This is a genomic window from Rhizobium sp. BR 250 (assembly GCF_047445855.1).
Taxonomy (GTDB): Bacteria; Pseudomonadota; Alphaproteobacteria; order Rhizobiales; family Rhizobiaceae; genus Agrobacterium; species Agrobacterium tumefaciens_I.
Map to the genome: position 1 here is coordinate 1 of NZ_JARWKW010000032.1, position 1041 is coordinate 1041.

A 1041-nucleotide genomic window follows, 5' to 3' on the forward strand; every position below is an offset into this window, starting at 1 on the left:
CACCGACTGAACCGGGGTGGTGACCGACTTGCCAATAGTGCCCTCCATATAATTGCAATTGGCCGTCTCAGGACCGACGAGAAAACCAAACTGTATGTCGCCCGGCGTGTTGCTGCGGGGCATTCCAAGCTCGACGCAATTCGGGCATTGAAACGTTACATCGCTCGGGAAGTCTTCGGCATCATCACGCGCCGCCAGAAACAGATCAATCAAACCAGGATCGTCGCTTGACAAACAGAAGGGCGTCCAGGGCTCACAGTTCACCGGCATGGACTGGGCTTCGTTCCTCAGACACCACAATTTGGTTCACTCGATGAGCCGACGCGGCAGCTGCCATGACAATGCGGTGGCCGAGAGAGCTTCTTCAATCTTCTGAAGCGAGAGCGGATCCGCCGCAGAGCTTGCCGATCCCGCGATGAAGCTCGCCAGGACGTATTCGACTACATCGAAATGTTTTACAATCCGAAACGCAACCCGTCAGGAACGGGATGCTGTCGCCCGTTGAGTTTGAGAAGCAGCAGAAAATCTAACCCGAGGGTGTCTTCGAAACTCGAGGCTATTCAATGGGAACAGGGAATCACGCCGACAAGGACACGTCAAATCAGGGGCCGGATTTGTGCTAGCGTTGTGCTAGGCTTAAAACGCACGAAAGCCCTCCACAATGGGAGGGATTTCGTGTTGAATTTCTTTGTAAATTTGGTTGCGGGGGCAGGATTTGAACCTGCGGCCTTCAGGTTATGAGCCTGACGAGCTACCGGGCTGCTCCACCCCGCGTTGATAGTTTTATTATAGCATAAAGGCCGCTGGAGCGGCCTTTTGATTGGGGTTGAGCCCGTTTTTGTGAATGAGAAGATTTGAAGTTGCGTTTTGCAGACCTGGCAGCGACCTACTCTCCCGCGTCTTGAGACGAAGTACCATTGGCGCTGGGGCGTTTCACGGCCGTGTTCGGAATGGGAACGGGTGCAGCCGCCCCGCGATAACCACCAGGTCGGCAAAACGCAACAACATAAGTTGTTTTCGAGAAGCTGGAGAGCCGAGGCC

General features: G+C 54.6%; 1 tRNA gene, 1 rRNA gene and 2 pseudogenes. 2 read left to right on the plus strand and 2 right to left on the minus strand.

What is annotated here, in order from left to right:
* Positions 1–231 (plus strand): annotated as a pseudogene (locus tag QD336_RS24240) (IS110 family transposase); the annotation flags it as partial.
* A gap of 16 nt (positions 232–247) precedes the next feature.
* A pseudogene (locus QD336_RS24245) lies at positions 248–530 on the plus strand (IS3 family transposase); the annotation flags it as partial.
* Between the two features lie 167 nt (positions 531–697).
* Here the strand turns inward: QD336_RS24245 and QD336_RS24250 are convergent.
* Both QD336_RS24250 and rrf read right to left on the minus strand, forming a co-directional pair.
* A tRNA-Met gene (locus tag QD336_RS24250) sits at positions 698–774 on the minus strand.
* 99 nt (positions 775–873) lie between these two features.
* Positions 874–988, minus strand: a 5S ribosomal RNA gene (rrf, locus tag QD336_RS24255).
* Between the last annotated feature and the right edge of the window lie 53 nt (positions 989–1041).